Genomic DNA, 24,059 nt, shown 5'->3' with positions numbered 1-24,059 from the left:
GCTGACGCGTGCCGGAAAACCGCAAAATGTAGGCGCTGAGATGACGTCCGCTGGAGTTGCACTTCGGTTGCCATCAGCAGAAAAAAGACGGGCGGCGCGATCACCGGCTTTTTCATTTAAGTTGACGCTGCTATGGGAGCATGATGTCGTCCGCTAGAACGAGGAAACAGGCGAGATGAGCGATAACGTCATCCAGTTCCGCAAGCCCGCGCCGCAGAAGACCCCGAAGCCGCCACGCCCATGGCTACGCAAGCTGATCTCGATCGTCGTGGTGATCGCTGCCTTTGTCGCGGCCTGGATCTATTTCACGCTGGCTGGCTGATTTAGGCATCCCAAAGGGCGCCTGCATTAAAACGACAACGGCTGGAGAGCGAAGAAAATCGCCCTCCAGCCGTTTTCACAAGTGCGGTCAGCTTACCACTTCTTGGCAAGCTTGAAGGTGAAGGTCCGCGCATCGCCGTAGCCGCAGGCGCCGTTGGTGCGGCAAGCCTCGACATATTCCTTGTCGAACAGGTTGGCGACGTTGAGCGATGCCGTCCAGTTTTCCTTTTCATAGCGGATGGCAGCATCGAACACGGTCGATTCCGGAACGCGAAGCGTGTTGGCTTCATCTGCCCAAGAGCGGCCCTTATGGCGAACCCCGGCGCCGAGGCTGAGGCCTTCGAGCGGGCCGTTCGTCACGGTGTAATCGACCCACATTGATGCCGTGTAGTCAGGCACGACATAAGGCGTCTTGCCGATCAGGCTGGGGTTCGGGTCATTCTGCTTAACGGTGACGTCGGTCGCGGCGAAGGCGCCGAGCAGCTTCCAGTTATCGTCGATGTTGACCTTGGCCTCAATTTCGAAGCCCTTCGATTCCACTTCGCCGAGCTGGTCGGTGAAAGGCGCGATCGGGATCGAAACAGAGTTGTTGCGCTTGTTGATGTGGAAGACGGAGGCGGTGAAGGACGCATCCATGAAGGTCGGCTCATACTTGATACCGGCCTCATACTGTTCGCCCTCTTCCGGCTTCAGCGGTCCGTGTCCGCCACGGCCGACCAGCGGGTTGAAGAAGGTTGCCGCGCTGACATAGGGCGTAAGGCCATTGTCGAACTCGTAAGCGAGACCCGCGCGACCACTCCAGGCGCCGTCGGATTTGTCGAAGCTCTTGGAAGCATCCAGGCGGTCGGTGAAGTCGGTGTTGACGTAATCGTAGCGGCCGTTGAGCGTTGCCAGCCAGCCATCGCCGAAATGGATTTGATCCTGAGCATAGACGCCCAGCTGGTTCATGGTCACGTCTTCGCTGTAAAGCGCTCCGGGCGTCGGCTGGGGCTGGCCATAGATCGGGTTCAATACGTCAAGATTGCCGTTGTAGGGCTGGGCCGGGTAGCCGGCGCCGAAGACGGAATTCTGCACGTTGTCGATGCGGTACAGCCGGTAATCAACACCAACCATCACCTTATGCTCAGTGACGCCGAGGTCGAACGTGTTTTCGATGCGATTATCCCAGGCCAATGTATTGACCCCGGTGTCGCCCTCGAAGTTCAGGCGCTGGAGTTCCGTCTGGCTAGCATAAAGCGAGGGATAGACAAGGTACTCATATTTATCGAGATGGCCGTAACGGACATTCGATGAGTATTTCCAGCCACCTTCGAACTCGTGCTCAAATTCGTAGCCGATCATCTGCTGATCGTAACGTCCGGTATCCAAATCCGGCTCGCCGGGGAAGAAGCGGCGCGAAATCTTGCCGATACCTGGCCGGTCAACGACCGTGCCTTCGTAAGGTAGGAAGCCGTTGCCTGTGTGAACCTGATCGAGACCACCGGCATAGGCCCAGACGGTCAGGCTCGTCGTGTCATCGGGCGAGATAGTCAGCTGCGGCATGACGAAGCCGCGCAGGTCATGGGTGTAGTCGGTGTAGCCATCACCGCCGGCGATCTTGCCGGTCAGGCGATAGGTCATCGTGTCGCTCGACCCGACCTTGTCGGAAACGTCGAAGCCGGTAAACGCGTTGCCGTTCGAGTTGATGCCGATCTCGGTATAATAGAGCGGATCGTCGGTCGGGCGCTTCCGGATCATATCGATGATGCCGCCGGCATTGGCGCCACCATAGAGAACCGAGGCCGGCCCCTTGAGGACGTCGACGCGCTCCAGCATGAAGGGATCGATCTGGAAGTTGCCGAAACTATAAGAAAACAGGTTGAGGCCATCGAGATAGATACCGCTCTGTCCGGCGTCGAAACCACGGATGTAGAACCAGTCGGTATCCGGATCGGTGCCGAAGGTCTGCGTGGCGACGCCCGCCGTGTAGCGCAGGGCTTCATCAACCTTGTTGACAACAGCCCGATCATCGAGCTCCTGGCGACCGACGACGGAGACGGACTGCGGTATTTCGTTGATTGGGGTATCCGTCTTCGAGCCCGCCGTGCTCTTCTTGGCCACATAGCCCTTCACGGGGCCGGTTGCCTCGCTGGCGCCGTCCGCCGCCGAATTGCCGGCGCCCTGGATAACAACCGGCTTCAGCTCGGTCGCATCCTGCGCGACCGCGAATGTGGCGCTCGCGCCGAAGATGGCGACACCCGCCAAAAGCTTTGCCTTGAAGATCACGCGGTCTGCTCTCGCACCCATATACATTATCACCCTACTCACGCCACCGTCGTCCCAACGGCCCGGCCAACATCAAGAATAAGATGAGTGATTAACTCAGTTTTAACGGTCCAGCTTGTCGCGATCGCGGACGAATTGAATGTTTTTGGGCAATTTTTCAAAGCACGTCCAAACGCTCACACGCTGTGTCGTTCAGGCAACGCGGGCCTTCTTCCACGTCGCAGGCGTCGTGCCGATATTCTTGCGGAAGACGCGCGTAAAATGCGCCTGATCCGAGAAGCCAGTCTCGGCGGCGATGACCATGAGCGACTGATCCCCCTGAAGCAGGAGCTCTTTCGCGCGCTCCAGCCGGGCATTCATCTGCCACTGATGCGGCGCCATGCCGGTGGAGGCCTTGAAGGCGTGGCTAAAGTGGGATTGCGAGAGCCCGGCCAGCGTCGCAAGCTCTTCCAGCCGAATATTGCGCATGCAGTTCTCGGTGATGAAATCCGTTGCCTTGCGCAATTGCCATGAAGCGAGCTTGCTGCGCTTGCGCACCTCGCTCTTCCCAAGCTTCATCACGTCGATGATCAGCGCCAGTGCCAGACCGTCGCCATAGAGATCGTGCAGCGGTGCCGGGTTCATGCATTCGGCCGCGATCATGCGCGACAGCGTCAGCACGCGTTCGTCGGAAAACAGCAAGCGTGGGCTCGTCAGCCGATCCGGATCGAGCTCCTCCATCAAACGGCGCGCCACGATCTCGGCGTCGAAATGCAGATCCAGATGACGAAGAAATTGCACGTTCTTCAGATTGGCCCAGAGCTCCATTCCCGCAGGCACATAGGAAATCGGCTGGTTTTCGTCCTCTTCCGCGGCACCCGCGCCCTTCGAGCTCAGCTTCATCGTCGAACGGCCGGCGCCATTCATGTCGAGAAGAATGAACAGCCTGGGGTCATTCGACACATAGTAGCCGCCGGCATAGGGCGCGCACTCCACATCCCAAACATCCGCAACGATGCCGTTCCAGCATCGCCTGTGAAGGCCGCCGACGACGGAGAAACCTTCGATCTTGTTCTGCATGCGGGGTTGAAATGTCATGGATGGGCGCGCATTATACCTTCTCGATAAACTCAAGTTTAAGGCAAGCGGCGCTCTAACGCAATCCCGCGCCAAAAAAGCCCCCATATTTTAAGGGCCGCAGTGTCTGTACCGGCTCGTTCAACCCTTGCGGATGGAACCGCGCCAGATGAGCTCGGCTTTCAAGCGAACCGAATGAGCCTCTTCCGGCTCTTCCTCATGGCCACCGGTGGCAAGCCACTTTACCGCCTGCGTGGCGATCGCCGTCACCGGCTGCGCGAAGGTCGTGAGATTGAAGGACGACCACGACGCCTGCTCGATATCGTCGAAGCCGGCGACGCACAGCTGATCCGGGATCGACAGCCCGAACTGGTGACGCGCGGCATCCATGAAGCCGCAGGCAAGCAAATCGGTCGCGCAGAACACGCCATCAGGCCGCTCGGCGCGCGTCAGCATGCGTTGCGCAAGCACCCGACCCGCCTCGTATCCCGTCGATCCATAGCGCTCGACGACGACCTCGAGACCGAGCTTCGTGGCTGCGGCGATAAAGCCGCGCTCGCGACCCATCAGGCTCGGCGTCCCGGCTTCGGAGTTCGCGAAGGCGAGCGTTTTGCATCCTGCCCGCACGAATGCGGTCGCGATCCTGCCGCCGGACTCATAGTCGTCGAGATTGATCTTCAACGGACCGGGCTGATCGTCGTCGCGGTTGATCAGCACAAGACGCTGGCCGCTGCGGAGGCAGAGCTGGGTGATCGACTTGTCCGGCAGGCCGGAGAGGATGATCGATGCATCGGCCCGGTAGCGGATCGCCTGCTGCAGCGCGCGATCGACGCTGCCATCCGAGCGATCGGTGTTGACGAACATCGCGACCTTGCCCGCATTCTGCAGCTGAATGGTCAGTTCCCGCAGCAGCGCCGAACGATAGGGCGTCGCGACATCGGAAACGATCAAGCACACGATGCCGCTCTCGTTGCGCATCAGGCCGCGGGCAAGATGATTGACGTGATAGCCGAGCGCTTCGGCCGCTTCCAGCACGCGCCTGCGGGTGTCAGCGGATACACTGGCTCCGGGCGTGAAGGTTCGCGATACGGCGGAACGTGACACCCCTGCCCTCTCGGCAACTTCCTGCGCGCTGACGAATAATTTAGACGGCATGACAATCCTTTTGTTGCACGCACCTTTGCATCGAGTTGCACTTGCGTGCAATCCGTAACGACCTCGGCCAATATGAAGTTTTCATGACGAATATTGACATGACGCGCGGCGAAGTGTTCGCTTTGCACGCGCTTGCAACGGTGCCCTAAGCGGCTTGCGAGCGCGACTTTCAGCGGCTGTATCCAGCCATCGTTTCCGATAAAGGACTTGTTGCGATGACATTGCGCGTTATTCCAGGGCTCGAAGCACGTCAGGCCCTAGCCGAGGCCGTTGCCCGCGAGGCAGGCGCCGTGGCGCTCGACTATTTCAAGCGTCGTGACACCCTTGTGATCGAGACGAAGCGCGATCCCCAAGACGTCGTGTCGATCGCCGACCGGGAGGTCGAAAACCTGATCCGCGCACGGTTTGCCGAAGCCTATCCAGGAGATGGCGTTCTCGGCGAAGAGTATGGTCTCACATCAGGCACGTCGGGCTTCACTTGGGTGATCGATCCGATCGACGGCACCAGCCCCTTCGTCAACGGCATGCCGAACTGGTGCGTTTCGATCGGCCTGCTGCATGACGACGTGCCTGTCGTCGGCGTGATCGCCTCGCCATGCCATGATGAGATTTACGCCGCCGCGCTCGGCATGGGCGCAACCTTGAACGGCAAGAGGCTCGAGCTCAGCCCCGACCGCAATATCCGCAATGCGGTTACCGGCATCGGCGCGAACAGCCATGTTTCGCCCGCCACGGTCGCCAAGATGGTCGAGGAACTGCTGGAGGCAGGCGGCAATTTCATTCGGAACGGTTCCGGCGCGCTCATGCTCGCCTATGTCGCCGCGGGCCGCCTCGTCGGATATTACGAGCCCTACATGCATGCCTGGGACTGCTTGGCCGGATATTGCCTCGTCAAGGAAGCCGGCGGCTGGTTCCACTCATTCCCGACCAACGGCGAGGGACTGACCAAGGGCGCCAAGGTGCTCGCGGCGGGACCCGGCGCTATCGACGACCTCCGCAAGATCGCCGGCGTCTAAACACGTTCGCCTCGGCGGCGGGCGCGAGAACAGGAGCGACATCGCGCCTCTCGTCTGACGCGATTTTGCAACCTATATATACATGCGAAGAATGCCGGCGATCCGCGCCGGCTGAACGGAGACATGTATGAGCCGAGATCCGTACGAGCTTCTGGGCGTCAAGAAGGACGCTACGCAAAAAGAGATCCAGAGCGCGTTCCGCAAGCTCGCCAAGAAACTGCACCCGGACCTGAACCCCGGCGATAAGCAGGCCGAGGACCGCTTCAAGGAAATCTCGGCCGCATACGAGATTGTCGGCGACGAAGACAAGCGCAAGCGCTTCGACAGAGGCGAGATCGACATGACGGGCGCCGAGCAGGCGCAGCGCAACTATTATCGCGACTACGCCTCGCAGGCCGGCGCTGGCGGCCGCTATCAGAACAATGCCGGCTTTGCCGACTTCGGCGACAGCGACGACATATTCTCAAGCTTCTTCTCCGGACGCGGGCGCGGCGGTGGGCAATTCCGCTCGCAGGGGCAGAACCGGCAATATTCAATGGAAGTCGATTTTCTCGACGCCATCAACGGCACCAAGACGCAGATACGTCTTCCGGATGGCCCAGCACTCGACCTGCAGATCCCGGCCGGAACCCGCGACGGCCAGACGCTGCGCCTGAAGGGAAAGGGCGAGCCGGGAATCGGCGGCGGTCCGCCGGGTGACGCGCTGGTGGAGATCCGCGTTCGTCCGCACAAGTTCTATGTTCGCGATGGCGATGATATCCGCATCGATCTGCCGATATCGCTGCCAGAGGCGGTGCTCGGCGGCAAGGTGCGTGTGCCGACGCCATCCGGCGCGGTCAATCTCACGCTGCCCGCCAACTCCAGCACCGGCAAGGTCTTGCGCCTGAAGGACAAGGGCGCGCCGAAGCGCGGTGGTGGCGCCGGCGATATCTATGTGTCGCTGAAAGTCGTCTTGCCGGATGAGCCGGACCCGAAGCTTGCCGAATTCATGAGCGAGTGGACGCCGGCCAATCCGCAGAATCCGAGAAAAGGCATGGAGGAGTAGCCATGAATGATCTTGAATTCCGCCGAACCCTGAAGATCGACGTGACCGTGGTGGACGTGTGGATCGAGCAGGGCTGGCTGATCCCCGAAGCCCATGACGGCGACCGCGAGTTCCGTGACGACGATGTCGCGCGGGCGCGGCTGATCCTCGACCTCACCCGCGATATGGGCGTCAACGAAGCCGGCGTCGACCTAATCATGGATCTCGTCGACCAGATACACGGGCTGCGCGGCACCGTCCGTGACATGCTTGGCGCAATGGAGCAGCAGGACGACGACGTACGCCGCCGGTTGCGCCACAAGCTCGACGCGCTTTCCGCGCGAGCAGGCTGAACGGCTCCGGCTAAGCGCGATGCCCGCAGCCGGACAAGGGAAGGAGACCCGACTTGAGCAACGATCACGGCTCCCAGGACGCCGATCATTCGCATCAATCCATCGACTGGCGCGAGCACGGCGTGAAGGTCATCCCGGGCAATGCGCTCGATCCGAACACCGCGCAGACCCCGGGCATGAACCGCGCGACGGCGATCAACAATGCCCGCGCCGGCGCTGAGAAAATCTGGGCCGGTACGGTTACGATCCACGCCAACGCGAAGACCGGAGCGCACCACCATGGCGACCTCGAAAGCATCATTTATGTCGTGAAGGGCAAGGCGCGGATGCGGTGGGGCGACAATCTCGAATTTACCGCCGAGGCCGGACCTGGCGACTTCATTTTCGTGCCGCCTTACGTGCCGCATCAAGAGATCAATGCGAGCCAAAACGAGACGCTGGAATGCGTGCTCGTTCGGTCCGGGCAGGAACCCGTGGTGGTCAATCTCGATATTGAACCGGTTGAAAAGCCTGAAGACGTTCGTTGGATCGATCCGATACACAAATAATCCACTCTCGGTAGTGTGCTAATGAAGAATTGATCGACGGCCGCTCCCGCAAATTTCTTCAGATAAATCTTTGGTCCAGGCGAAGCGATGCATTGATCCCCGCGCTCGAAATTTGCGAGAAAACGACAGCCAGATTCATGTTTTCATCCAGCACCTTACGTCAAAAGCACTGCTCAGCAGGGGTTTTCGCTTTCCGGCGCGAACAAATGCAGATCACAACAATAAGTTCAGCAAGCACTAATCCAATCGTCAGTTTGCCGCGTACACCGTTTTGTTACCGCGCGGAAAAGCCCTAAAAGGAACGTTCCCAGCGGATATAACGGCCTTCGATGCTAATCTCAAATTCCGGCGATTTATCTACCGGAGGATGTATATGAGCCTCGTTTGGTCAAAATGAACTGGAATACTTACTTATGATTGCATTCGACGTCGCACAAATTTGCTGATGCAAGGGCTGTTTTCAGTTGAAAGTCAGGGTCTTCAGGCACATGAGCTGGCGGGAATAAAAATGGGCGGCACAATTGATCCGTTCAAATATCTTGGTAAGGTTGCCGCAGGGAATAATAAGCACGCCGCACCGGCGTTAGAAGGATAAGGCCATGAAAGAAGCTCCGCATACCGTCGACGTCCATGTAGGCAAGACGATCCGCATCAAGCGCCTGATGCGCAAGGTTTCGCAGACCGAACTTGGCGACCGCGTCGGCGTCACGTTCCAGCAGATTCAGAAATACGAGAAGGGCTCGAACCGCGTTTCGGCAAGCATGCTCGTCGAAATCGCCGGTGCGCTCGATGTCGACGTCCGCTCCTTCTTCGAAGATATTTCGGCCAACGCCAATGACAATCCGACCCCGAGCGACGAATTCGTCGTATCGCGCGACGGTGTGCTCCTGAACGCTGCCTTCCTGTCGATCAAGAACGAGCAGGTTCGCAAGAAGATCGTCAAGCTGGTGCAGGCAATTGCCGGCATGGAGCAGATCGAAAGCGAAGCCGCCGAATAAAGCGGCTTCGGCGGATCCCATCAACGATTAGTGGCGTTCCAGGACGACGAGATTTTCTCGCGCGTCTTTCATTGCCACTTTCGTCTTGGTACCGATCAGCTTTTCCAGATTCACGTCCAGCTCACGCTCCGGGTCGATTCCATCCCAATCGATGACGACCTGCAGCAGAGCCATGTTCGTCAGATGCGTCAGGTTGTTCAACTTGAGCTTCTGCGCTTCGTCCTTCGCGGCCGACAGCAAGCGGAAAATCCTCGCGTATTCGCTTCCGCTTCCCTCGTCCATCGTCTGAATGTTCATCTCGTCCGCTCCGCCTCTCTGAGACGCCCCAAACACCACTTTGGGGCTCCAGTGCTTCCATCATTCAGGCGTGGCGTTATTAGAGCGTTACAGGCGTTACCGGAGTGCTGATTTCCGCATGCAGCATCTCCCAATGTGACGTTGCCGCGAAGCCCCAGCTGCGCTTTCCAGCGGTGAATTTCACGCTTTCGAGGTAATCCAGAACCATATCGGCATCGGCGCGCTTGCGCTCGATCTTGTTTGCGCGAATCAAACGCACGATTTCCTTGGCGCGCGCGGCGTTGTCGAAGGCGCAGCGCTCCACTGCCTTCGGATAGGTCCGCTCGGAGAAATGCAGCGCCCGGCCCGCAAGCAGAAGCTTCTTGTATTCGCCCGACAAGAGCAGGCCCTGCCGGTTCATCGCGTCGATCGTCGGCTGATAATCGACCCACGGAACGGAGAGCGGCAACCAGCCCAGCTCGGCCGGTGCGTGAACCAGCGCCACCGCTTCATCGTCGATAAGCCGACCGTCGGCGTAATCGTCATAGATCGAGCCGATGCCGACCATGCCGAACGCCGAGCATTCGGCGGCTCTGAGCGCCCCCATGCTGGCGCCGCCGGCGACGACGACGTTCTGCTCGAGCGCAAAGAGAATTTCCTTGTGCCAGACGGACGGCATCTCGCCGAAATAGCCATCGACGATGCCAATGGCGCGGGCGCCATCACGAACCGCCTGCAACATATCGCCGCGAGCGGCTGGCCCCCGAAACTCGATCGACGGATGCTCGGCCTGAAGCCTGTCCAGATCGCGGCCGAAGCTTGGTCCTGCGAAAATTACTCTCATGCCTGGGCTCCCTGCATGGCGCCGATGGCGCGCAAGCCAAGTTGAATGAATTCGCCGCTGACATCGACCTCGAGGCCCGGCACGATGACGCGGACGACGGAGACCGGAAGGCGCGGATGCGGGATCGGCACGGCCACGACCTGCTCGATGCCGCGCGCTCGCAGCCGATCCAGAATGTGGCGGATCGTCTGCTGGATGCTGCGCTTGGCAGGCTCGGCAAAGCGCGGCGCGACTGGCGTCTCGTCGCAGAGCTCGATCAGCTGCTGCATCGGCCCGTCGCCATCGAGGCGCTGGTAGACGCGCGGCGAGAAGTCGTCGCGGCTGCCGGCGATCGCCGTCAACCGGCTCTGCGCTGCCTCGGTGATGGCGCGCAGTGCTGCGCGGACAGGATCGGGATGGCAACCGCAGCCGCCGCAGACGTTCGTCCAGCGCGCGTCGACGCGGTCGCCGAGATCGCCGGGAACGATGACGGCGAGGAAGCTCGGCACGCCGATATCGGTTGTCATATCAAGAAGCAGCAGCCGCATGCCGGCGCGCGCGATGCGGTCGGTGATGATGTCGATCACGGGATCGCCGAAGCCGGCCGGATCGATGCGCGAGCCGCGCAGTTCATCGAAGGGCCGCAGCTGCGTCAGCGCCCATGCATCGCGCTCGACCAGTTCGCACAGGCCGTGCAGCACGGCTTCGGCAGGGCGATTGCCCGATGCCAGGCCGTCGCTGGACTGCTCGAAGCCGGAGGGTCTCGTACCACGATGATCAAGGCCAACAAGCGACCACGGCACGAAAACCGGCGTGTCGTTCATGATGTCTAGGCCCTCGCTCCAGGCGAGCGGGCCAGTATCGATTTCGTCCGGCACGCAGCGAGCAACGCAATCGAGATCGATCAGCGGCGCGCGCTCAGCCTTCATGCCGGCGAGCGTGGCGATGACCAGATCATCCGGCTGCATCTCGGCAACGCGGGTTTCGACCGCCTCCATGGCAGCCGAGGTCATTGCGGCGTCCTCGTCGATGCCTTTGCCCTGGAAGACTGACAGCGTGTAGCTATTGGGGCGGGTCGCGAAGGCGACCGGAATTTCAAGAAGATCGAGCGCCGTCAACAAGCCGACGCGCGTTATTCCAAGCTCGGCAAAGTGCGGCTTGATCGCCGCGAATGTCTGTCCAGGCGTCAAGGAGCGGTCGTGGTAGGCGCTGACGCCCGCCGCGGAAAGACTTAGATCCCCAGCCAGATCCGTGAGTGCTGCCTGAACAGACATTCGCAAAAACCTCAACGGAACTTCAGAGCGTGAACGATGTTCGCGGTCGCATTGGTGTCGAGCTGAACGGCATTCTGCTTCAGGACGGCCTGGGCAGCAGCGGAGAGGCGAACGGTGGACTTGATTGCGTTGGTCATGGTTTTCTCCTTTTGGTGGCAGCATTTGCTGCGGACAGGAGAGACTGTGACCGGCCGGCGTTATTCCGGTGTGACTGAAAATTTCGCTAATTAACGGTCAAAACCGTCATGTGTCGCACTTCAGGACAGACCAGCCATCCTGAGTCCGTCTATCAGCTGGCGAGTATCGTCAGGGTTGCGATCCGGCACGAAACGCCAGACATCTTCCGTGCGAAAATCCGGAAAATTCTCGAGGACAACCGAGGCATAATGGGCTGCGGTGGCCTTATCGCCGTTCTTGGCGTGCGCTGCGGCAAGCAGACGCGAGGTCGCCGGCCGGTCCTTGACGCGGTCGAGCACCTCGATCGCCTTGGCGTAATTTTCCTGGACGAAATGAATGCCGCCCAGGTTCCAGTAGTAATAATCCGGCGGCAGCGGATTGAGCTTCAGCGCGGCGTGGCTGAGTTCCAGTGCCCGATCGCTCTGCCCGTCGTGCAGAAGCGCATCCGCGTGATCGGCCAGGATATCAGCGTCATTCGGATTGAGCATCTGCGCTTCGGCGAAGAAATCGAGGCTATCGGCAAAGCGGCGGCGATAGAGCGCGACGAAGCCAAGCTCGCGCATGGCTCTTCCGCTGTTCGGATCGCTATCGCGCGCCTGCCATGCCGAGCGATCGGCCTCTTCCAGAAGTGCCGTGTCCTTCATGCCGCGAACGAGCCATTCCATGCCCAGCACCCGGGCCATGCCGGCATGGGCGGAGGAGAAGCGGTCATGTCTCGACAGCGCCGACTTGAACCATTTACGCGCCTGCCGCAGATGCTGCAGATCGGTCTTCGATACGAGCCGCTTGCCCTCGAGATACAGCCGATAGGCCGAGGGCGAGACATCGTGCATCATATCCGTCAATTCGCGCCGCTCGATCGTATCGGCGAGCGTCATGACGATGCGCCGCGCCAATTGGCCGAAGGACTGGTTGACCTTCTGCATCGCAAGCGGCAGGTCGATCGCCCAAAGCACTTCGGCGGTCGATGTCTTGGTCAGCCGGCAGGTTGCATAGATCTCGTCCTCGCGGCCGTGGATGGTCACATAGACGGTGTAATCGAACCGCAATTCCGGCGGCATGGGCTGCAGTTCGCCGGTAGCCAAGCTGCGGTTCAGGATTTCGACGCTCGTATGCGCGGCGATCACCTTGAAGCCGCGCTGCTGGCTGAGGCCGATCGTGACGTCTTCGAGGAGCGCCCGGCCGACACGCTGCAGCAGCGGCTCCGACAACATCGTTTCCGGCGGAAGGATGAGCACGCGGGGCTGGCCGAGCGGATCGGCGGTCGCGGGCCGGACGGGGGCGGCTTCGGCTACGGCAGGGGCCGCCGGCGCGATGATGCCCAACTCCAGCGCAAGCGCCTGCGTTGCCGCATCCGGCTCGGCGCCGTACTCGGCCTTCAATTCGTTGCGGCAGCGGAAATAGGCTTGCCGCGCCGAGCCAAGATCGCCCGCCGTCGCATGCGCCTTCATCAGCGCGCGGCAGGCCGCCTCGTTCGCTGGATCGGTAGCCACGAGCAGCCCGGCCAGCAACACGGTATCGGCAAGCGTCAGTTTTTCGGGCGAATCAAGCAGCGTCATCAGATGCGCATCGCGGCATTCGGCGATGCGGCGGCGCTCGATCGTGACCCACTCATCGGCTTCCATCGTCGGTGCGCGGAAACCCTCAAGCAGCTCGCCCTGAAGCAGAGCCCAATCGCTCCGCGCCAGCGGATGCGTAGCATCGCGCAGCAGCAGGACATCGGTGGCCCAGTGCTCGGCATTGAGTGTGATATGCGTATTGGTGGCGGTGATCAGGCGGGGAAAGCCTTCCGGCACGCTGCGATCGATGCGGGCAAGCAGCTGTCTGAGGCTGCCGGCGCGCTGTTTCGACACATCGGACTGCCAGAGCATGCCCCGCAACGTCTCGCGCTCCATCGAAAACTGCGACGAGGCAGCCACGAAAGCCAAGAGCGGATAGGCTTTTTCCGGAAGCACGATTTCGCCGTCATTGGCGAAAAGCGCGGGCTTTCCGAGCAAGCGAAGCAGGAGGCTGTGCTTAGCCACTGACACCAAGGGTAACTCGCGTTTGGATGATCCAACACAAGTATAGTGAAAAGAGACTATAACGCAAAAGGAATGCGGCCGTTCGGTTGAGTTTTTCAACCGTTAGACGATGGCGATCACGAACAGGGTTTAGAAACATCGGGATCGGCGGGAAGAAATCGCGACCTTGGTCGATCGCCGTGCCAATGCGAGGCACATGAGGCGCAATCCAAAAGAAACGGCGCCGGCCTTCCGACCGGCGCCATCACAATCAATCAGGATTTGGCTTAGGCAGCAGCCGAAGCGAAACCAGCCGTCGGAACTTCCGAGATCGTCTTCAGAACCTGGGAAGCGATCTGGTAAGGGCAACCCTGCGAGTTCGGGCGGCGATCTTCCAGGTAACCCTTGTAGTCGTTCTTGACGAAGGAGTGCGGAACGCGGATCGAAGCGCCACGGTCGGCAACGCCGTAGGAGAACTTGTTCCACGGAGCAGTCTCGTGCTTGCCAGTCAGACGCTTGTCATTGTCAGGACCGTAGACAGCGATATGAGCTTCCAGGTTCTTGTCGAACTGGGCCATCAGAGCTTCGAAGTAGGCCTTGCCGCCAACTTCGCGCATGAACTTGGTCGAGAAGTTGCAATGCATGCCCGAACCGTTCCAGTCGGTGTCGCCGAGCGGCTTGCAGTGATACTCGATGTCGATGCCGTACTTTTCAGTCAGGCGCTGCAGCAGGTAGCGTGCCATCCAGATCTGGTCGGCGGCGCGCTTCGAGCCCTTGCCGAAAATCTGGAATTCCCACTGGCCCTTGGCCACTTCGGCGTTGATGCCTTCGTGGTTGATGCCGGCAGCGAGGCAAAGGTCGAGGTGCTCTTCGACGATTTCGCGTGCGATCGAGCCAACGTTCGAGTAGCCAACGCCGGTGTAATAAGGACCCTGCGGAGCAGGGTAGCCCTGTTCGGGGAAGCCGAGCGGACGGCCGTTTTCGTAGAAGAAGTATTCCTGCTCGAAGCCGAACCAAGCATCTTCGTCGTCGAGGATGGTTGCGCGGGCGTTGGAAGCATGCGGGGTAACGCCATCAGGCATCATGACTTCGCACATGACGAGTACGCCGTTGGTACGGGCCGGGTCCGGATAAACGGCGACGGGCTTCAGCACGCAATCGGAGCTGCGGCCTTCAGCCTGCATCGTGGAGGAGCCATCGAAGCCCCAGAGCGGCAGCTGCTCGAGCGTCGGGAATTCTGCAAATTCCTTGACCTGCGTCTTGCCACGAAGGTTCGGTACCGGGGTGTATCCATCGAGCCAGATGTACTCGAGCTTATACTTGGTCATTTGCGAGTCTCTCAAAACAAAGGTGTCAGCAGGTCCCAGGGACGCGGAAGCCGAAGCCGCCTTGCCCGTGGAGGGATGCCAAAGAGTATGCATGTAGCGTGCCAGTTCGCGACGAGGGGTGAAAAGACCACGCGGAAAGGGCCGATACAGTGCCGTTCAGGCAGGCGCCCGGCAATCGGTGCGGGCCCTGAAGTGCCAGTGGACTCAAGCCTTTACGCCGCCTATCGATCGAGCGTCTCGCTGGAAAAAGATGAACGGCGGCGCCGTCAGTTTTTTCCGCACAATACCCATCTTGAACATTTATTATGCAAATGCATATTTTATGTATTCTGCTAATTTCTGATATAAAGCTGTTCAAATCGCGTTTGCCCATGATTCAAACATTTGCTGCACTTTTTTCAATCAAATAGCGCATTCTCTGTGCAACTGTGTTATTGTCTCTCTTAACGCTTTAGGGCGGACTCAATTTGGAGGCATGACATGGTTACTGGTGTGCATCACGAGTCGGCAACGATTTACGCTTTCCCGACGAAGCGCTTCGCTTCATCGGCGCTTCGCCAGAAGGTTGACCTGGAAAAAGATCTGGAACCCTGCGTCTACGACAGCTGCTGGTACCACGAAGACGCCATGAAAGAGGAAGAAGCCTCGGCCCAGCCGCGCTTTACCCCGCGTTTCGTGGACTGACGTCTTTTTTTGTCGGGCTTGGTGCGTTCCGTTCGCATCAAGATCTAACGTGATTGCACGCGGCTCCGCCTTGGCGGGGTTGCGTATATTGAGCGCACGCGTCATGACGGGCCTGCGAGTTCAATTGCGGGCGAATACATGTCGGACAAAGAGGTAGCCATCATCGGCGGTGGGCCGGCGGGGCTTATGGCGGCGGAGATTCTGTCTGCAGCCGGGCATAGGGTCACGGTCTACGAGGCGATGCCGACGGTCGCGCGCAAATTCCTGCTCGCCGGAAAATCCGGCCTCAACATCACTCATTCCGAAGACTATCAGCGCTTCGCGACGCGCTTCGGCAGCGCCAACGAGCGCCTGCGCAATGCGCTCGACGCTTTTCGCCCTGACGACATGAGGCAATGGGCCGCCGATCTGGAGACCGAGACCTTCGTTGGAACCTCGGGGCGCGTCTTTCCCGTGGCGATGAAGGCCTCGCCTCTCTTGCGCGCGTGGATCAGGCGACTGGACGCGCAGGGGGTGACGATCCGCACGAGACACCGCTGGCAGGGTTTTTCCGACGGCGGCTATCTGTTCGAAACGCCCGAAGGCGACCGCGTTGTGCGGCCCGATGCCGCCCTGCTCGCCCTCGGCGGCCAGAGCTGGCCGCGGCTTGGCTCGGACGGTCGCTGGGTCGATTGGTTGCGAAATGAGGCCGTTACGGTTCACGATTTCCAACCAGCCAATTGCGGCTTCGATATCGACTGGAGCGCGGTGTTTAGCGAGCGCTTCGCCGGCGCTGCGGTCAAGTCCGTGGTGGCGACCTCGCCGGCGGGATCGACGCAGGGAGAGTTCGTCGTCACCAAACACGGCATCGAGGGTAGCCTGGTTTACGCCCATGCCGCGGCATTGCGAGACGCGCTGGCATCTGGACAGCCTGTCGAACTCATTGTCGACCTGATGCCCGGGCGGGCGCTGGAGCGGATCGAGCGCGATCTCGCCCGGCAGGACGCCAAGACGAGCCTCGCCAATCGGCTGCGCAAAGGCGCCGGCCTCGATGGCGTGAAGGCGAACCTCGTTCGCGAATGTGGTGATGATGCCGACCTACGTGACCCCGCTCGACTGGCGCGGCGGATCAAGGCACTGCCTATCCAGGTCGTCGCTCCGCGCCCGATCACTGAAGCCATTTCGTCGGCGGGCGGCGTCGCATGGGATGGGATCGACGAGCATTACATGCTGAAGCAGCGGCCCGGCCTGTTCGTCGCGGGCGAGATGATCGACTGGGAAGCCCCAACGGGCGGCTATCTGCTCACCGCGTGTTTCGCGACCGGTCGCGCCGCCGCGCGCGGCATCGCAGACTGGCTGCGGGCCTGATCAGCCCGCACCTCCAGTCACTTCCTTTTCCGCAACATGCTCATCGCCGTCCGGTCGCTTGATCCTGAACCAGGCAAGATAAAGCGCGGGCAGGAAGAGCAGCGTCAGCACCGTGCCGACGATGATGCCGCCCATCATGGCATAGGCCATCGGCCCCCAGAACACCTCGCGGGAGATGGGGATCAGCGCCAGGCTCGCCGCCGCCGCCGTCAGCAGGATCGGCCGCATTCGATGCTGCGTCGCCTCTCGCACCGCATCCCAGGGATGATGCCCCTCTCGCCTGAGCTCCTCGACTTGGACGACAAGGATCACCGAGTTTCGGATCAGGATGCCGATCAGGGCGAGGATGCCGAGGATCGCCACGAAGCCCATCGGCGCACCGCTCGATAGAAGCGCGATCACCACGCCGATCAAGGCCAGCGGCGCCACCGCGAAGACCAGAAACAGCCGCGAGAAGCTCTGCAGCTGGATCATCAGGATCGTCGCCATCGTAAACAGCATCGGCACCACGGCTGCGATCGGCGCCTGGCTCTTGGCGCTCTGTTCGACGCTGCCGCCCACCTCAAGCGTAAAGCCGGTCGGCAGCTGGGCGGAGTAGGCGTCGATGTCCTTGGCCAGCTGATCGACGACCGTCGCCGGCTGCTTGTTGTCGATGACGGCGGCCTTGACCGTGACCGTTGGCAGGCGGTCGCGGCGCCAGATCCGTGGCGGCTCGGTCTCGTAGCGGAAGTTCGCGATCGCCGCCAAGGGAACGGAGTTGCCATTGCTGGTGCGCAGCTGCAGGTCGCGCAAGGTCTCGATCGACCGCCGCTCGGATGCCTGGGCGCGCGCCAAGACGGTGATCAGATAGATATCGTCGCGCACCTGCGTCACCGACGCGCCGCCGACGATGCCGTTCAACGCCGACGCGATATCCTCCGAGGTGACGCCGAGCTGGCGCGCCTTGTCCTGGAGGACATCGACCTTCACGACACGCTGCGGCTCGTTCCAGTCGTAGACCACATCGCCAAGTGACCGATTCTGGCTCATGATCGCGCCGAGTTCCAACGCGCGCTGGCGAACACCCTCGATATCAGGACCGCTGAGGCGATAGGCAACCGGGCGGCCGACCGGCGGGCCGATGTCGAGCAGCTTCACATAGGCGTCGGTGCCGACGAAGGTCTTGGTAAGATACTCCTGAAGATCCACGCGCAGCTTGTCGCGCACTTCAAGGCTCTTGGTGATGATCACCACCTGGCCGAAAGAGGGGCTCGGCGGCTGCACGTCAAAGGACAGAACGAAGCGCTGCGCGCCCTGCCCGACATAGGTGGACCAGCGCTCGATATCGGGATTGCCTTGCAGCTTCTCCTTCTCGAACTGCGCCATCTGCTTGTCGGTTTCGTTGATCGAGGCGTTGTTGGGCAACGAGAAGTCGACGATCAGTTCCAGTCGGTCGGACGACGGGAAGAATTGTTCCTGGACGAAGCGCATGCCGTAGACCGCGCAGGCAAACGCGATGACCGTCGCCGCGATGGTGATCCAGCGGAAGCGCATGCAGACATCGAGGATCTTCGCGAAGCCGTTTGCAAACCAGCCGCTCTTCTCCTCGTGCCGCTTCATTGTCTTGGGTAGGATGGTTACCCCGAGCAAGGGCGCGAACACCACCGCCACGATCCACGACACGACCAGCGACACCGCGATGACAACGAAGAGCGAGAAGGTGAACTCGCCGGCCGCGCTGTTGTTGAGACCGACGGGCATGAAGCTTGATACGGTGACCAAGGTTCCGGTCAACATCGGGAAGGCCGTATGCGAATAGACGTAGGTCGCAGCCTTGGTGATCGGATCGCCGGCCTCGAGCCGCGCGACCATCATTTCCACGGCAATCATCGCGTCATCGACGAGCAGGCCGAGCGCGATGATCAGTGCGCCAAGCGAGATGCGCTGCAGCGAGATGCCGTCATATTCCATGAAGACGAAGGTAATCGCCAAGGTGAGCGGGATCGCGAAGGCAACGACCAGCCCCGCACGCCAGCCGAGACTGACGAAGCTCACCAGCAGCACGATAATGATCGCTTCCGCGAGCGCCCGCGTGAACCCCGACACTGCCTCCTCAACGATGACAGGCTGGTCGGCAACGAGATGCGGTTCGATGCCGATCGGCAGGGTCGCATGTACCTTGCGCAGCTCGGCCTGCAGCGCCTTGCCGAACTCAAGCAGATTGGCGCCCTGCTTCATGCCGATTGCGAGCGCGATCGCCGGCATGCCGTTGACGCGAAACAGCGCGGTGGGCGGATCGGTATAGCCGCGCGTGATGGTGGCGATATCGCTCAGCCGGAAGAAGCGGTTGTTGACCTGCAGATTGACGCTGCGCAGGCTGTCTTCCGAGGTGAACTGTCCGCTGACGCGCAGACTGACGCGCTCGCCCTGCGCCTGCAGCACGCCCGATGGCGTGATCGCGTTCTGCGATTGCAGCGTGTTGAGCACATCGGCCTGGCTGATGCCGAGGGCAGCGAGCTGGCGCGTCGAAAATTCGAGGAAGATCACCTCGTCCTGCGCGCCGACCAGATCGACCTTCCCGACATTCGGTACGGTCAGGATGCTGCGGCGCACGCTCTCGACATAGTCGCGCAGCTGGCGCTGCGTGAACCCGTCGGCGGTGAAGGCATAGATGTTGCCGAAAACGTCGCCGAAGCGATCGTTGAAGGTCGGCGTCTGCACACCGGAGGGGAATTGACCCTCGATATCGCTGACCATGTTTCGAACGTTGACCCAGATGCCCGGCACGTCGCGCGCCTTGGTGGAATCCTTGAGGTAGACGAAAACCGTCGTCTGGCCCGCGATCGTGATCGAATTCGTATAGTCGAGCGATTCCAGTTCTTCGAGCTTGCGCTCGATGCGTTCGGTGACCTGCCGCGTGGTCTCCTCGGCGGACGCGCCGGGCCACTGCGTCGAGATCGTCATCGTCTTGATGGTGAAGTTCGGGTCTTCCTCGCGCCCGAGGTTCATGTAGGAGAAAATCCCAAGTAGCGCGAAGACGATCATAAAGTACCAGATCATCGACCGGTGTTCGAGCGCCCAGTCGGAGAGGTTGAACTTGTTCATGAGCGCGCACCACCCTCGACCTTGATCTTCTGCCCCTCTTTCAGGCTGTGGACGCCAGCGATGATGACGCGCGTGCCCGGCTCCAGACCCGAGACGACCTCCGGATGCGCAGACGTCTTGTCGCGCAGCCGCACCTCCTGAGATCGAACGGTTTCGGCCTTCTCATCGACGATCCAAACCATGGTCTTGCCGTCCTGATTGAGGACAGCCGAAGCCGGCAGGAACAGCTTCTTGACGTCGCGAGCCTGCCGGATCGCCGTGATTGTTGTTCCTATCCTGAAGGCATCGGGCGGGTTCTGCAGCGCGATCTTGACGCGGCGCGTGCGCGTCGCGGCATCGGCTGCCGGCGCCACTTCGCGCACGACACCTGCCGACGTGATCGACGGATTGATCTGCAGCAGGATGGAATAGGCATCCCCTATCGCGGGGATCAGTTCGCCCTCGGGAATATCGATGACCGCATCACGCTCACCTGGCATGGCGACGGTCAGCACGGATTCGCCGGCCGATACCACCTGCCCCACCTCGACGGAGGTGGCGGTTACGACCCCGTCGAAGGTCGCGAGAAGCTGCGCGTAGGAAAGATCCTCGTTCGACTTGTCGAGCGCGGTCTGTGCCTGCACCACGGCCGATTGCGCGGTCTGGGTTGCCTGCACGCTGCTCTCAAGGCTGGACTTGGTACCCGTTCCGCCTTGGAAAATCGCGCGGGCGCGCTCCTCGGAGGACCTTGCATTGGCGAGCTGCGCCTGCGCATTGGCAAGCTCAGCCTGCGCCGATCTCACCGCAAGCTCCAGCGAGGTGGGTTCAAGCGACGCCAGGAGCTCGCCCTTGCTCACGACATCGCCCGCATTCACATCGCGCGCCACCATCAGGCCGCCGACGCGAAAGCCGAGCGGTGTCTCCGTCTTCGGCGCAACCGTTCCGGCGAAGCTCGGCGTCGGCAAGTTCGAGAGCTCGATGATGCTCGACAGGACCGGCCGTATCGGAGGCGCCGTCTCCTTTTCTTCACTGCAAGCGCTGAGCGCGATGATCATGGGGATGGCAAGAAGCTTCGGGATAGAAGACCGCCGCATCAGCTCTGCCCTCCTTCGACCGTCACCTTCTGTCCCGGGCGCAGCATCTTGCCTCCATCGGTAACGACCATTTCGCCGACATCGAGCCCGCCCGATATGATCACGCGACCGGTCTCATAGGTCGCGACGTTGACCGGCTTCAGGCTGACGGTTTCATCCTTCGGATCGATCACCCAGACAGCCGGTTTGCCGTCGATGGCAAACAATGCCGTCCAGGGCAGGATGATCATCTTCGTCGGCGCCGATTGCGCGAAGCCCGTCACCGGCGCGCCCAGCGTCATCCTTGGCGGTGTCTCCTCCAGAGTGATCTTGACGCGCACCGTGCCGGTGGACGTATCGATCGTCGGCGAGATCTCGGTGACCTTGCCGAACGCCGTCACATTGGGATCGCTAACGAGCGCCACCTCGATCCTCGGGGTATCAGGCCTCGACTGCAGCAGGGTCTCGTAGATGTAGAACACCGCATCGCGCGGCCCGTCCTGCGCCAATGTGAACGCGGTCTGCGCCGCCTGCATCACCTGCCCGACTTCGACATTGCGGGCGGTGATGATGCCATCGGCATCCGTCCTCAGCTCTGTATAGCCGAGCGCATCCTTGGTCGTACCGAGCTGCGCCTTGGCGTTGTCGAGCGAACCCTTCGATGTATCAAGCGCCGTTGCCGCCTGATCGTAGGATTCCTTGGAGATCGAACCGCTTGCGAGCAGCGTCTTGCGCCGCTCGAACTCCGAGGTTGCCTGCTCGACATCGGCTTGCGCGGCGACGAGTGCGGCCTGCGCGGCCTCGACATCGGCCTTCTGCTGCTGCGGATCGACCCGCGCGATCACCTGTCCGGCGGTCACATGCGCGCCTACATCGGCGGTCCACTCGGTGACCTTGCCGCTGACACGGAACGAGAGATTGGATTCGATATGGGCGGCGATCGCGCCGGTGAGCTTGATGCTGTAGCGGAAATCCTGGAGAGCGACCGGTTCGGCACGCACTGGAATGGTCAGTTCGGCGGGCTCCCTGCCTTCTCTTTGGCAGGACGTAAACAGGACGCATAGAAGAAGCAGGCTGAACGTCTTGATGTGCATCTTAGAAGTTCCCCCGAATTCCAAAACTGACACAAGCTGAGTAGACCTTATCGGCGCTGCGGAGCTTTCGGCTGATGGCCGGAGGCTACAGCAATGAATTCACTCCTAAAAATCTTATAACCGCCGCGAACGCGGCGGGATCGACATCGCACCGTCCATCGCTTCACCAGAAGGCGGCCTGCGATCGATATCATCAGGACGCAACTCGCACATGAAGCAAGTTGAATGTAGCGCACTTCCGCGAAGATGCAATTAAGCGCCGATTTCCGCTACCGAGGCGCGAGCGCGCAAAAGGCGTACGCGTTTACTTGCGCGGCTGGAAGGTGTGCTCGGTGCCCGGAAAGCGGCCGGCGCGGACGTCTTCGGCATAGGTTTCCACCGCCTGCGACACGAGCGGACCCAGCTCGGCGAAGCGCTTGACGAAGCGCGGCTTGAAATCGCTGAACAAGCCGAGCATGTCGTCCGACACGAGCACTTGGCCATCACAGGCGACCGACGCGCCGATGCCGATGGTGGGGATGGAAAGCGATGCGGTGATCTCGCGCGCCAGCGGCTCAACCGTTCCTTCTATGACGACCGCAAAGGCGCCGGCATCAGCGACCGCCGCCGCATCGCGGCGGATCTTCGTCGCCTCCTGCTCGGAATGCCCCAGCGAGCGGAAACCGCCGGCGGTGTTGACCAGTTGCGGCATCAACCCGACATGGGCGAACACGGGCACACCGCGCGATGTCAGGAAGGCGATTGTCTCGGCCATCTCTTCACCACCCTCGAGCTTCACCCCGTCGCAGCCCGTTTCCTGCAGGATGCGGACGGCGTTGCGGTAGGCCTGCTCCTTGGATTCCTGATAGCTGCCGAACGGCAGATCGACGATGACGCAGGCATGCGACACGCCGCGCATGACCGCGCGGCCATGGGCGATCATCATGTCGAGCGTAACGCCGACCGTTGTCTCCATCCCATAAAGCACCATGCCCACGGAATCGCCGATTAAAAGTAGATCGCAATGAGGATCCAGCAGGCGCGCGATCGGCGTCGTGTAGGCGGTGAGGCAAACGACGCGGTCGCCGCCCTTCATTGAGCGGATCGAGGCCGTGGTCAGTCGCTTCTGCTTGCCCTGCGCGCTCATCAGGCGGCCCTCGACTGTGCCGTCAAGCCGATGACGCGGTTATCGAGCAGGCGCGTGCTTCCGATCCGCACAAAAAGCGCCACGAGCGCCGGCGCCGATTGCAGCGAGGTCAGCGGTTCGAGCGTTTCGGGATGCCTGACGGCGACAACCTCGGCACTCGCGAGCGGTTCCGACGCCACAAATCGGGTCAAAGCGGCTTCCAGTTCCACGGGATCATCGCATCCCTCGGCATAGAGCCGCGCGGCCTCGTCGAGCGTTCGCGGTACGATGATGGCAGCGGCGCGCTCCGTCTCGCTCAGGTAGACATTTCGGGAGGAGCAGGCCAAGCCATCGGCTTCGCGCACCGTCGGCACGGCGACTACGTCAACCGGATGCGCGAGATCCTCAACCATCCGCTTGATCAGCACCACCTGCTGATAATCCTTCTCGCCGAAATAGGCGGCATGCGGCTGGACGATATTGAAGAGCTTGGTGACGACAGTGGCGACGCCGGCAAAATGACCCGGGCGGACCTCGCCCTCCAGCTGCCGGCCAATCTCCGGCACATCGACAACCGTCAGCATCGGGCGCGGATACATGTCCGTCACCTCGGGCGCGAACAGAAAGTCGACGCCGGCATTCTTGAGAAGCGCAGAATCCCGCTCGAGATCACGCGGATAGCGGGCCAGATCCTCGTTCGCGCCGAACTGCAGTGGATTGACGAAAATCGACACCACGGTCACGTCGTTTTCAGCCTTGGCGCGCAAGACGAGTTCCATGTGACCGACATGCAGAAAGCCCATCGTCGGCACCAGGCCGATCTTCTTGCCCTCACGCCGATAGATCTCCAGGCACGCCCTAAGATCCGCTATCGATTTGATAATACGCACGAAACCGTCCTCCGAAGCTCTCCGCCAGCGGGGCTGGCGCAAGAAGGTGGCGGATAGAACTCGATTTGACTGACAGCGTCAACGCAGGTGCGGCTATAATATCGATTAAGCTTCATCGCGACATGCGATTTTCCTAATGGATTGATTCTCGCGCGGGAAAAGACGTGGCAAGCGCGTGCGCCTCAT

The 24,059-nt window shown here is 61.0% G+C and carries 23 protein-coding genes; 9 read left to right on the top strand and 14 right to left on the bottom strand.

Going from position 1 to position 24,059, the window contains the following annotated elements; translation table 11 throughout:
- Window positions 1-175: 175 nt before the first annotated feature.
- Window positions 176-322 (top strand): hypothetical protein, encoded by a 147-nt coding sequence (locus ACIQUB_RS13230; RefSeq protein ID WP_018896790.1) that lies wholly within the window; start codon window positions 176-178, stop codon window positions 320-322.
- A 92-nt stretch (window positions 323-414) separates the two neighbouring features.
- Here ACIQUB_RS13230 and ACIQUB_RS13225 read toward each other — a convergent pair whose 3' ends face one another.
- The 3 genes from ACIQUB_RS13225 to ACIQUB_RS13215 all read right to left on the bottom strand — a co-directional run bounded on the left by ACIQUB_RS13225 (window position 415) and on the right by ACIQUB_RS13215 (window position 4,797).
- Window positions 415-2,607, bottom strand: coding sequence for a TonB-dependent siderophore receptor (locus ACIQUB_RS13225; RefSeq protein WP_402930082.1), 2,193 nt, complete (start codon window positions 2,605-2,607; stop codon window positions 415-417).
- Window positions 2,608-2,778: 171 nt separating this feature from the next.
- On the bottom strand, window positions 2,779-3,663 hold the full coding sequence (locus ACIQUB_RS13220; RefSeq protein WP_402930080.1) for a helix-turn-helix domain-containing protein: 885 nt from the start codon (window positions 3,661-3,663) through the stop codon (window positions 2,779-2,781).
- Window positions 3,664-3,783: 120 nt separating this feature from the next.
- Window positions 3,784-4,797, bottom strand: a complete 1,014-nt coding sequence (locus ACIQUB_RS13215; protein ID WP_402930078.1) for a substrate-binding domain-containing protein — start codon at window positions 4,795-4,797, stop codon at window positions 3,784-3,786.
- Window positions 4,798-5,012: 215 nt separating this feature from the next.
- On the opposite strand from ACIQUB_RS13215, the gene ACIQUB_RS13210 reads away from it, so the two are divergent.
- The 6 genes from ACIQUB_RS13210 to ACIQUB_RS13185 all read left to right on the top strand — a co-directional run bounded on the left by ACIQUB_RS13210 (window position 5,013) and on the right by ACIQUB_RS13185 (window position 8,736).
- Window positions 5,013-5,813 (top strand): inositol monophosphatase family protein, encoded by an 801-nt coding sequence (locus tag ACIQUB_RS13210; protein WP_402930076.1) that lies wholly within the window; start codon window positions 5,013-5,015, stop codon window positions 5,811-5,813.
- A gap of 127 nt (window positions 5,814-5,940) precedes the next feature.
- On the top strand, window positions 5,941-6,858 hold the full coding sequence (locus ACIQUB_RS13205) for a DnaJ C-terminal domain-containing protein (RefSeq protein WP_402930074.1): 918 nt from the start codon (window positions 5,941-5,943) through the stop codon (window positions 6,856-6,858).
- Between the two features lie 2 nt (window positions 6,859-6,860).
- Window positions 6,861-7,190, top strand: a complete 330-nt coding sequence (locus ACIQUB_RS13200) for a chaperone modulator CbpM (RefSeq protein WP_111560689.1) — start codon at window positions 6,861-6,863, stop codon at window positions 7,188-7,190.
- Between the two features lie 53 nt (window positions 7,191-7,243).
- Window positions 7,244-7,738 (top strand): cupin domain-containing protein, encoded by a 495-nt coding sequence (locus ACIQUB_RS13195; RefSeq protein ID WP_402930071.1) that lies wholly within the window; start codon window positions 7,244-7,246, stop codon window positions 7,736-7,738.
- A gap of 445 nt (window positions 7,739-8,183) precedes the next feature.
- Window positions 8,184-8,333: a hypothetical protein gene (locus tag ACIQUB_RS13190; protein WP_402930070.1), complete on the top strand. Its 150-nt coding sequence runs from the start codon at window positions 8,184-8,186 to the stop codon at window positions 8,331-8,333.
- Window positions 8,334-8,337: 4 nt separating this feature from the next.
- A complete protein-coding gene (locus ACIQUB_RS13185; protein ID WP_018896782.1) occupies window positions 8,338-8,736 on the top strand; it encodes a helix-turn-helix domain-containing protein in 399 nt (132 codons plus the stop codon).
- A gap of 27 nt (window positions 8,737-8,763) precedes the next feature.
- Here ACIQUB_RS13185 and ACIQUB_RS13180 read toward each other — a convergent pair whose 3' ends face one another.
- From ACIQUB_RS13180 to ACIQUB_RS13155, 6 genes are all read right to left on the bottom strand, one after another.
- Complete coding sequence (locus ACIQUB_RS13180; RefSeq protein ID WP_018896781.1) at window positions 8,764-9,033, bottom strand: hypothetical protein; 270 nt, start codon at window positions 9,031-9,033, stop codon at window positions 8,764-8,766.
- Window positions 9,034-9,112: 79 nt separating this feature from the next.
- Window positions 9,113-9,856, bottom strand: a complete 744-nt coding sequence (locus ACIQUB_RS13175) for a TfuA-like protein (RefSeq protein WP_402930067.1) — start codon at window positions 9,854-9,856, stop codon at window positions 9,113-9,115.
- On the bottom strand, window positions 9,853-11,109 hold the full coding sequence (locus ACIQUB_RS13170; protein ID WP_402930065.1) for a YcaO-like family protein: 1,257 nt from the start codon (window positions 11,107-11,109) through the stop codon (window positions 9,853-9,855). Before ACIQUB_RS13170 ends, ACIQUB_RS13175 begins: the two co-directional genes overlap by 4 nt.
- Before the next feature lie 11 nt (window positions 11,110-11,120).
- Window positions 11,121-11,246 (bottom strand): hypothetical protein, encoded by a 126-nt coding sequence (locus tag ACIQUB_RS13165; protein WP_280637067.1) that lies wholly within the window; start codon window positions 11,244-11,246, stop codon window positions 11,121-11,123.
- 120 nt (window positions 11,247-11,366) lie between these two features.
- Entirely contained in the window at window positions 11,367-13,316 is a 1,950-nt protein-coding gene (locus tag ACIQUB_RS13160) for a BTAD domain-containing putative transcriptional regulator (protein ID WP_402930299.1), read from the bottom strand.
- A 260-nt stretch (window positions 13,317-13,576) separates the two neighbouring features.
- Window positions 13,577-14,617, bottom strand: a complete 1,041-nt coding sequence (locus ACIQUB_RS13155) for a glutamine synthetase beta-grasp domain-containing protein (protein WP_111560694.1) — start codon at window positions 14,615-14,617, stop codon at window positions 13,577-13,579.
- 480 nt (window positions 14,618-15,097) lie between these two features.
- Here ACIQUB_RS13155 and ACIQUB_RS13150 point away from each other — a divergent pair, with 480 nt between their 5' ends.
- Window positions 15,098-15,301 carry a DUF2735 domain-containing protein gene (locus tag ACIQUB_RS13150; RefSeq protein WP_047504555.1) on the top strand — a complete coding sequence of 68 codons (204 nt, stop codon included), beginning with the start codon at window positions 15,098-15,100 and terminating at the stop codon, window positions 15,299-15,301.
- Between the two features lie 138 nt (window positions 15,302-15,439).
- Window positions 15,440-16,648, top strand: a complete 1,209-nt coding sequence (locus ACIQUB_RS13145) for a TIGR03862 family flavoprotein (protein WP_402930062.1) — start codon at window positions 15,440-15,442, stop codon at window positions 16,646-16,648.
- On the opposite strand, the gene ACIQUB_RS13140 is transcribed toward ACIQUB_RS13145, so the two are convergent.
- The 5 genes from ACIQUB_RS13140 to panC all read right to left on the bottom strand — a co-directional run bounded on the left by ACIQUB_RS13140 (window position 16,649) and on the right by panC (window position 23,873).
- Complete coding sequence (locus tag ACIQUB_RS13140) at window positions 16,649-19,732, bottom strand: efflux RND transporter permease subunit (RefSeq protein WP_402930060.1); 3,084 nt, start codon at window positions 19,730-19,732, stop codon at window positions 16,649-16,651.
- Window positions 19,729-20,805 carry an efflux RND transporter periplasmic adaptor subunit gene (locus ACIQUB_RS13135; RefSeq protein ID WP_402930058.1) on the bottom strand — a complete coding sequence of 359 codons (1,077 nt, stop codon included), beginning with the start codon at window positions 20,803-20,805 and terminating at the stop codon, window positions 19,729-19,731. Before ACIQUB_RS13135 ends, ACIQUB_RS13140 begins: the two co-directional genes overlap by 4 nt.
- The gene (locus ACIQUB_RS13130) at window positions 20,805-21,878 is read right to left on the bottom strand and encodes an efflux RND transporter periplasmic adaptor subunit (protein WP_402930056.1); all 1,074 of its coding nucleotides are present in this window, start codon (window positions 21,876-21,878) and stop codon (window positions 20,805-20,807) included. Before ACIQUB_RS13130 ends, ACIQUB_RS13135 begins: the two co-directional genes overlap by 1 nt.
- A gap of 304 nt (window positions 21,879-22,182) precedes the next feature.
- Window positions 22,183-23,004, bottom strand: coding sequence for a 3-methyl-2-oxobutanoate hydroxymethyltransferase (gene panB / locus ACIQUB_RS13125; RefSeq protein ID WP_402930054.1), 822 nt, complete (start codon window positions 23,002-23,004; stop codon window positions 22,183-22,185).
- The gene (gene panC, locus ACIQUB_RS13120) at window positions 23,004-23,873 is read right to left on the bottom strand and encodes a pantoate--beta-alanine ligase (RefSeq protein ID WP_402930052.1); all 870 of its coding nucleotides are present in this window, start codon (window positions 23,871-23,873) and stop codon (window positions 23,004-23,006) included. The genes panB and panC overlap by 1 nt, the downstream gene beginning before the upstream one ends.
- Window positions 23,874-24,059: the final 186 nt, after the last annotated feature.

Origin of the sequence: Rhizobium sp. NPDC090275 (genome assembly GCF_044772225.1) — a bacterium.
Classification (GTDB): Bacteria; Pseudomonadota; Alphaproteobacteria; order Rhizobiales; family Rhizobiaceae; genus Rhizobium.
Note: the sequence above shows the minus strand (reverse complement) of the source record. Positions and strands in the feature narration are given on the sequence as shown.

What these genes read in the sequence shown, in the direction of transcription:
- ACIQUB_RS13230 (WP_018896790.1), top strand. Translation starts at nt 176, where the DNA reads ATGAGCGATAACGTCATCCAGTTCCGCAAGCCCGCGCCGCAGAAGACC.
- ACIQUB_RS13225 (WP_402930082.1), bottom strand. Translation starts at nt 2,607, where the DNA reads ATGGGTGCGAGAGCAGACCGCGTGATCTTCAAGGCAAAGCTTTTGGCG.
- ACIQUB_RS13220 (WP_402930080.1), bottom strand. Translation starts at nt 3,663, where the DNA reads ATGACATTTCAACCCCGCATGCAGAACAAGATCGAAGGTTTCTCCGTC.
- ACIQUB_RS13215 (WP_402930078.1), bottom strand. Translation starts at nt 4,797, where the DNA reads ATGCCGTCTAAATTATTCGTCAGCGCGCAGGAAGTTGCCGAGAGGGCA.
- ACIQUB_RS13210 (WP_402930076.1), top strand. Translation starts at nt 5,013, where the DNA reads ATGACATTGCGCGTTATTCCAGGGCTCGAAGCACGTCAGGCCCTAGCC.
- ACIQUB_RS13205 (WP_402930074.1), top strand. Translation starts at nt 5,941, where the DNA reads ATGAGCCGAGATCCGTACGAGCTTCTGGGCGTCAAGAAGGACGCTACG.
- ACIQUB_RS13200 (WP_111560689.1), top strand. Translation starts at nt 6,861, where the DNA reads ATGAATGATCTTGAATTCCGCCGAACCCTGAAGATCGACGTGACCGTG.
- ACIQUB_RS13190 (WP_402930070.1), top strand. Translation starts at nt 8,184, where the DNA reads ATGCAAGGGCTGTTTTCAGTTGAAAGTCAGGGTCTTCAGGCACATGAG.
- ACIQUB_RS13185 (WP_018896782.1), top strand. Translation starts at nt 8,338, where the DNA reads ATGAAAGAAGCTCCGCATACCGTCGACGTCCATGTAGGCAAGACGATC.
- ACIQUB_RS13180 (WP_018896781.1), bottom strand. Translation starts at nt 9,033, where the DNA reads ATGAACATTCAGACGATGGACGAGGGAAGCGGAAGCGAATACGCGAGG.
- ACIQUB_RS13175 (WP_402930067.1), bottom strand. Translation starts at nt 9,856, where the DNA reads ATGAGAGTAATTTTCGCAGGACCAAGCTTCGGCCGCGATCTGGACAGG.
- ACIQUB_RS13170 (WP_402930065.1), bottom strand. Translation starts at nt 11,109, where the DNA reads ATGTCTGTTCAGGCAGCACTCACGGATCTGGCTGGGGATCTAAGTCTT.
- ACIQUB_RS13165 (WP_280637067.1), bottom strand. Translation starts at nt 11,246, where the DNA reads ATGACCAACGCAATCAAGTCCACCGTTCGCCTCTCCGCTGCTGCCCAG.
- ACIQUB_RS13155 (WP_111560694.1), bottom strand. Translation starts at nt 14,617, where the DNA reads ATGACCAAGTATAAGCTCGAGTACATCTGGCTCGATGGATACACCCCG.
- ACIQUB_RS13150 (WP_047504555.1), top strand. Translation starts at nt 15,098, where the DNA reads ATGGTTACTGGTGTGCATCACGAGTCGGCAACGATTTACGCTTTCCCG.
- ACIQUB_RS13145 (WP_402930062.1), top strand. Translation starts at nt 15,440, where the DNA reads ATGTCGGACAAAGAGGTAGCCATCATCGGCGGTGGGCCGGCGGGGCTT.
- ACIQUB_RS13140 (WP_402930060.1), bottom strand. Translation starts at nt 19,732, where the DNA reads ATGAACAAGTTCAACCTCTCCGACTGGGCGCTCGAACACCGGTCGATG.
- ACIQUB_RS13135 (WP_402930058.1), bottom strand. Translation starts at nt 20,805, where the DNA reads ATGCGGCGGTCTTCTATCCCGAAGCTTCTTGCCATCCCCATGATCATC.
- ACIQUB_RS13130 (WP_402930056.1), bottom strand. Translation starts at nt 21,878, where the DNA reads ATGCACATCAAGACGTTCAGCCTGCTTCTTCTATGCGTCCTGTTTACG.
- panB (WP_402930054.1), bottom strand. Translation starts at nt 23,004, where the DNA reads ATGAGCGCGCAGGGCAAGCAGAAGCGACTGACCACGGCCTCGATCCGC.